The 6,848-nt window shown below is 41.0% G+C and carries 5 protein-coding genes; 1 reads left to right on the forward strand and 4 read right to left on the reverse strand.

The features are described 5' to 3' along the window. A partial coding sequence (locus tag ACT3RN_RS13770; protein WP_444518722.1) for a cation:proton antiporter occupies positions 1–1,194 on the forward strand: 1,194 nt, incomplete at its 5' end. A gap of 17 nt (positions 1,195–1,211) precedes the next feature. Here ACT3RN_RS13770 and ACT3RN_RS13775 read toward each other — a convergent pair. The 4 genes from ACT3RN_RS13775 to ACT3RN_RS13790 form a co-directional block, all read right to left on the reverse strand. Continuing rightward, entirely contained in the window at positions 1,212–2,624 is a 1,413-nt protein-coding gene (locus tag ACT3RN_RS13775; protein WP_192518768.1) for a serine hydrolase domain-containing protein, read from the reverse strand. A 234-nt stretch (positions 2,625–2,858) separates the two neighbouring features. Next, on the reverse strand, positions 2,859–3,440 hold the full coding sequence (locus ACT3RN_RS13780; RefSeq protein WP_192518767.1) for a beta-lactamase hydrolase domain-containing protein: 582 nt from the start codon (positions 3,438–3,440) through the stop codon (positions 2,859–2,861). A gap of 74 nt (positions 3,441–3,514) precedes the next feature. Then, positions 3,515–4,432, reverse strand: coding sequence for a MaoC family dehydratase (locus tag ACT3RN_RS13785; protein WP_192518766.1), 918 nt, complete (start codon positions 4,430–4,432; stop codon positions 3,515–3,517). A 374-nt stretch (positions 4,433–4,806) separates the two neighbouring features. After that, positions 4,807–6,207, reverse strand: coding sequence for a 3-oxoacyl-ACP reductase (locus tag ACT3RN_RS13790; RefSeq protein ID WP_192518765.1), 1,401 nt, complete (start codon positions 6,205–6,207; stop codon positions 4,807–4,809). Positions 6,208–6,848 lie beyond the last annotated feature (641 nt).

A 6,848-nucleotide genomic window follows, 5' to 3' on the forward strand; every position in this document is an offset into this window, starting at 1 on the left:
GGCGCGTTGTTTCCTATTCTCTTTAAACGCACGCCCATCTCTTTGCCTATGCTACAAGTCGGCTTAGGCCTGATAATGGGCTATTATTGGACGACACTATCATTCTTAAATCCTATTGATAATGGCTTAGTCATCGAAAAACTGACTGAAATTGTCGTTTTAGTATCATTGGTTGGCGCGGGTATCAAGATTGATACTGAGCTATCCTGGCAGTTATGGCGGCCGACAGTACGACTGTTACTGATTACCATGCCAATTGGTATTTTTTCGATGGCAGTATTGGGTTATTACACGTTTGGTCTGAGTCTTGGGGCAGCCGTTTTATTAGGTGCTGTACTTGCACCAACGGACCCAGTATTAGCATCTAGTATCCAAGTAGGACCACCGAATACCGGTGGTGAAGACGCACCTCGATTTACCCTCACCTCAGAAGCAGGACTTAACGATGGGCTGGCTTTCCCCTTTGTTTATTTAGCAATAAAAATAGCGGAAGCATTTGATGAAGGCAATCGTTTCACCAGTGAGATGCTTTGGTCGTGGTTTACCCATGATGTACTGTGGAAAATTGGCGCAGGTTTACTGGTTGGTATTGTCGTTGGTAAGGTTCTGGCCAAGCTCGTCTTTTCAAAATATAGCCAAGACACTACTATTTCTCAAGGTTACGTTGTCATCGCCCTGACACTACTAGCCTATGGCTTAGCAGAGTTTGTGCATAGTTATGGCTTTATTGCCGTATTTGTCGCAGCCTTTGCCTTTCGGCGTTCGGAGCATGAGCACAGCTACCATCACAAGCTTCATGATTTTGCAGAGCAATCAGAAGGTTTACTGATGTCGTTAGTACTGGTCACTTTTGGCATGTTTTTAGGTCAGGGATTGCAGTCGGATGTAGAGCTCACGTGGCGCGTTTATATCGTCAGCTTTGCCTTCTTATTGTTGATACGCCCTATTGGCGGGTTGATTGCGTTATCAGGACTGAACCTACCACATACCGAAAAATATGCTATCTCAGCATTAGGTATCCGTGGTATTGGTACGCTATATTATCTCTCTTACGCGATCAACCAAGGCTTTTTCGGTGAGGAGGATACTCTAAAACTATGGGTTGTCTGCTCAATTGTCATTTTAATATCTATTTTTATACATGGTATCAGCGCCAAAAGACTGCTAAAAATGACGCCAAACAACCCTCATTGATATTATTGATACATTTTTTAGTACTGTTTGAGCGCTGTATCAACCGAGCTAATCACAAACTCCGTTAGAGCAAACTGACGAATATCATTGAGCATCGTAACGTCAAAGTTATGAACAAAAGCAAATGACAATTGACGCTTAGGATCACACCAAGCAGCCGACCCGTTATAACCCATGTGCCCGAACCCTTGCTTGCTGATATCAACCACTTCACTGTCGATATTTTGACAAAGGCTAAATAGTCGATGATAACCCAAGCGCCAATACATAGACGCTGGCATGACGGAGTCTAAACCTGTGACGTGCGGTTTAGAGAGCTGCTCAAACGTTGCACTATCAATAATGGTTTGTCCTTGCCATTGACCACCACAGGCCAGCATCGCGTAGATGGTTGCCAGTGCCTGTGCTGAAGCTACCCCATTGGCCGCAGGAATCACGGCTTGTAATATCTCACGACTATGGTAATCGATTGCTTCTTTACCAACAGGTATGAGCGCCGCTTTATAGTTTTTTAGATTCAGTTTACTCGTATCAAAGTACAAACGATTGATATGGGCGGTACTCAATATAGGTAAGTTTTTTTGCTCATTATCCTGACTAGGGTTTACGACTTTTTCATTAGCTAAAGCTTGTTGCTGCCAACAAGTATAATTGGGCAGACGAGCATAAGCATCTAAGGTGCTTTGTGAGTCTGCCTTTAAAGTTGGTTTGTGACGCTTATGACGCAGTTTTTCACTACCCTCATCTGATACTTCAAAATCTTTGGCCAGCTTTGCCACTTGGTTGACTTTATTATCTGGCACACCGAAATAACAGCTGTCGGCAATGCCTAAAGGTTCGGTTAGATAACGGCGCAACGCCTCAGCCAAAGATAGATTGGTAACAGCTTCTATTAGACCGCCTAATATCCAACCATAGACCAAAGCACTATAAGCGCTATCATATAACTCGCTATGCTCCGGTAGCGTAATTGCCATCGTAGCAATTTTATTGAGCATATGCTCCCAATCCAGCAACGCTTCACTATCAGCATTAGTACTTTGAATGGAAAATAAATTAGCTTGGTGTGACATCACGCTACGTAGCGTAATATCCCCTTTATTCTGTGCCGAAAATGCTGGCCAATAATGCGCAATAGGCGTGTCATAATCTAGTATCTGCTGCGACACCAACACATGTACCAATGTCGCCAATATGCCTTTACCTGTCGAAAAATTAATGGCCAAGGTATCAGGTTGCCAGGACATATCTAAACGTGCCATACCCGTACTTGCTTGAGCAATACATTTGCCAGCCTGATAAACAACCACAGCACCACCTGCTGGCGCATCATCAAGTTGCAAGTCGGTGAGTAATTGCTGCAAGCCTTGCTGAAGTTTAATATTAATATCGTTATGCATATGCTGATTACTTTTATTGTTCTCGCTCATGACTGCCCTGCTTTATTTTATAAAAAAGCTAAGTCTCAAAGTCTCTTAGCGCTGGATATTGTAGCAGATCAAAAAACACGATTGGCTTACCATGAGTGATTTCTAGCCTCGTTTTCTTGACAACCATCATTTTTTGCGTGGTTTTACCCATTTATATCAACGTAAAATCAATTATTTACTCACAAAAAAGGCCACCATTTGGTCGCCTTTTCGTTCGTCAAACATGATTATATTCTAACGCGGCACTAGTAAACGATTATGAACCTCTTCGGCAAGCTTAGTCAAACCATGACTACGCCCACGTTCCATCGCTGTATCCATTTTACGCCCACGCAGCCAACCTGCACGCAAGGCTATCGCAGCGCCTGCTCTATTGCCAGTACCACAGTGCAGCGCAGTTTTTTTGCCGTGATGCTGTCGTAAAATATTATCAAATGCCAATATTTTCAGCTGCTTTAAGTCAGCAGCACCGCTAATAGGCAAATGTTCATAATGCATACCTGCACGCTCGACAGCTGCTGCTTCATCAAAACTCAACTCATCATTAGGCTGCAAATTGATAACCAACTCAACGCCTGACTTTGCTAATGCTGCCACTTTTTCATCATCCAATGCACCACATACAATGGTGTTTGCATCAGGACGAAAATAAGGCTCAAAAATGTTAGCAAGGTCGATACCGTTATCCTGAATATTTTGGTCAGAGTCAGTACTGGTGCTACCAGTCTCAGCCCTATTATCAGTAGTCTTGATATGAGCAACATGATCATTGGCGGCTGAATTTTCTGGGCTTGTTACTTCTGTATATGAAGTCATAATTATAAATTTATTCGTTAAGTTTGCTATTGAAAACTTTTGTAATGAGCATCTGTTATCTTATTTTCTGATGGTTATTGATCGATACTCTGCAATCTAACCGTACCTAACAGATGCGGTTTGTCATTTTTAGCGCTATATAACCCAAACTCACAAGTATCATCTGTGCTCTCAAGCTTTGCAACTGGTTCAGCAATAAGCTCAACCTCTGCTGGCAAAAAGATAGGTAGCTTAAATGCGACATCAACCGTACAAGCATCTGGTAACTCGCCCATCATACCCAAACATTTGGCCTTTGACCACATACCGTGAGCAATAGCTTTTGGAAAACCAAAAGCCCGCGCAGATAGCGGATGTAAATGAATCAGGTTGAAGTCACCCGATACAAAGGCATAGCGACGACCGATATCCTCTGGTACTTCAAAGATACTATGGACGCCTTCCGGATTAACATCTGGTTTGGCCACTATCTGACGTGGAGTGCTTTTTTTATCTTTGCTATTACTTGATGTTTTGCTACGAGACAAATAAGTTGAAGTACCTTCCCAGATAACTTCACTCTCTGATTTCACAGTCGTCACAAAATCAAACTGCTGACCTTGAGCATGATCACGCAGATTATCAAAGGTAACCGACATGGCAAACGTTTCACGCTCACCAATTGAACGATACTGAGTTACACTATTGTCAACGTGTACCAAACCCAACATGGCAAATGGAAACGGTTCTTTGACCATCATATTCATTTGCAAAGTTTGTGATAATACTGAAAAATATGTAATTGGGACTTTACCATTATCAGAAAAACCGCAAATTTTACGATAATCGTTTAAATTCCCTTGGTCGATATGCAGATCATCCACAAAATAAGTCGCTTGAGGTAGCTGTTCTCGACTAATTTTGCCATTATTGACAATAGGTAATAAGCTTTTAACGATATTGGCGTAGGTCGTATGCGCTTTTGGCAACGCATCATAATGCTTGTCTGACATAATAAATCCTAAGTGGGGCTAGAGCAAATTTTCTTGGTGCATACAGAGATGCTATTAAAGTCGTTCGTTAAGGCTGACCAACCAACAGTGTCCTAAGCGCTATACTCAATCCAAAGTATAAGTAATCTACGTGGTTTTAATGCGTGGTTCAAGCACTTATTTTACAGCAATTTTTTTCTGGTTTTTGGGTTTATAGTTTCTATTTTTTTTATTATAAAGTTTCTATGTTTTTATCATAAAAAAGCCACCCTCGGGCAGCTTTATTACAAATTATCATCAATTTTTTCGTAAGCATGTGTAAGGTAAATAAAAAATAACAATTAATATCAATTACTTAATAAAAAATATTACCCCTGCCTACCTAGAAACTAGTGCTATGCACCTAGTAAGCTTTGACCACATACACGGACAGTATTGCCATTCAAACCACCAGAAGCAGGTGATGCAAACCATGCGATAGTTTCTGCAACATCTACTGGTAGTCCACCTTGGCTCATTGAGTTCATACGACGCCCCGCTTCACGAATAGCAAATGGAATGGCTTCAGTCATCTGGGTTTCAATAAATCCTGGCGCCACGGCATTAATTGTCATACCTTTGGCATTGTCCTCTAGTTGCTTAGCAGTCGCATTAACTAGACCAATAACACCCGCTTTCGAGGTGGCATAGTTGGTTTGACCTAAGTTACCCGCGATACCAGAAATTGAAGACACACAGACAATACGAGCGTCATCATTTAAGACATTATTATCAAGCATATAACGGTTTAATTTAGCGATACTGGCAAGATTGATATTAATAACCATATCCCATTTTTGCTCATCCATCTTCGCTAAGGTCTTGTCACGGGTCACCCCTGCATTATGAATCACTGCATCCAAGCCGCCGCGTTTTTCTGCCGCATCTGCAATTTCAGCACCTGCATCGTCACTGGTAATATCAACAGTCAATACTGAACCACTGATTTCACTAGCGACCTTTTGCAGGTCAGCTTGTTGCTGCGGCACATCAAGACAGATAACATGAGCGCCTTCGCGAGCCAACACGCGAGCAATCGCTTCACCAATACCACGACTTGCGCCAGTAACCAGCATGGTTTTGCCACCTAAAGGCTGCGTCCAATCTACCTCAATTGACGTGCCTTTGCTAACACGTACGACTTGTCCTGAGACATAAGCTGAACGAGCTGAGGTGAAAAAACGTAACGTTGAATCTAAGTTTTGCTCTGCACCTTCTTCAACGTAGACAAGCTGTGCCGTGATACCACGTTTGAACTCTTTGCCTACAGATTTTACAAAGCCTTCAAGTGAGCGTTGAGCAAGTGCTGTATCAATATCAGAGATTTTTTCTGGTGGGCGGCCCACAATAATAACGCGACCAGATTTTTCAACACGGCGAGCCACAGTATGGAAAAATTCATACACCTCTTTTAGCTGCTTAGCATTGCTAATATTACTAGCATCAAACAACAGCACTTTAAACTTATCATCACTATCAGTATTAATCTTTGTCTCAATACTCGCATCAGCAAGCGTATCTTTGATATCGTCGCTGCTATTTACATAAACATCCGCATGTACGTCTGACAAAATACGTGATACTGACGCACTCACGCTTTTATCATCGCCACTAGCACGGCCAACCAAAACACTACCACGTACTAGATTTTCACCACTTTCGAAACGATCAAGTGTCACTGGTAATGGTAAGCCTAGGTTTTTCGCAACCTTTTTACCAATAGAAGATTGAACAAAATCACCATAATGGTCTGACATAATATAATCCTTATAAAAAATAACTAGAATCGTAAATTAAAAATGCAATGTTCCTATCATATAGACTCGGCAACATTATAATTATTGATATTTAGTAAGTGCGTACAAAACTGGCCTAACTATACACTGCCATTATAAACAAGTCCAAAAACTGAGAATGTCTACAAAAATCTGTAAACAAGCTAGTACACAAGATGGCAACTTTTTGTAGACTAAAAAAGCATCGTATCATGCTAGAATTAGACCTATAAGTTATAGAAAGTTTATTTATCGATAACAATATATTATCAAATTAGCTTTTATGCAATGCTAACGGTCAATATCAACCTGTCCACAGAAACTATTTTGAACGCCGTATGGTGAGTGATACTACAAGCCCTATCTTCAGCTTGCAAATCTAGGACGTATCATCATGTAGATTGAAACACTTAAAATAAAAAAATAACCGTGAATACAAACATACTGGCAAAATTCTAACGATATTAAACTATGTCAAGATCATCAAATATATGCATTTACTGGGCTATTTACTCAATCTAAACATTACACTTTAAATGGGCTGAATTTTGTGAAACAGAGTCAAATGGCTTGCTGATACTTGGATACTATTACTTCCATGCTATCTTTACGACCTTTCTTAT

The organism is Psychrobacter sp. AOP5-GZ1-6 (genome assembly GCF_052376345.1).
In the GTDB taxonomy this organism is placed as follows: domain Bacteria; phylum Pseudomonadota; class Gammaproteobacteria; order Pseudomonadales; family Moraxellaceae; genus Psychrobacter.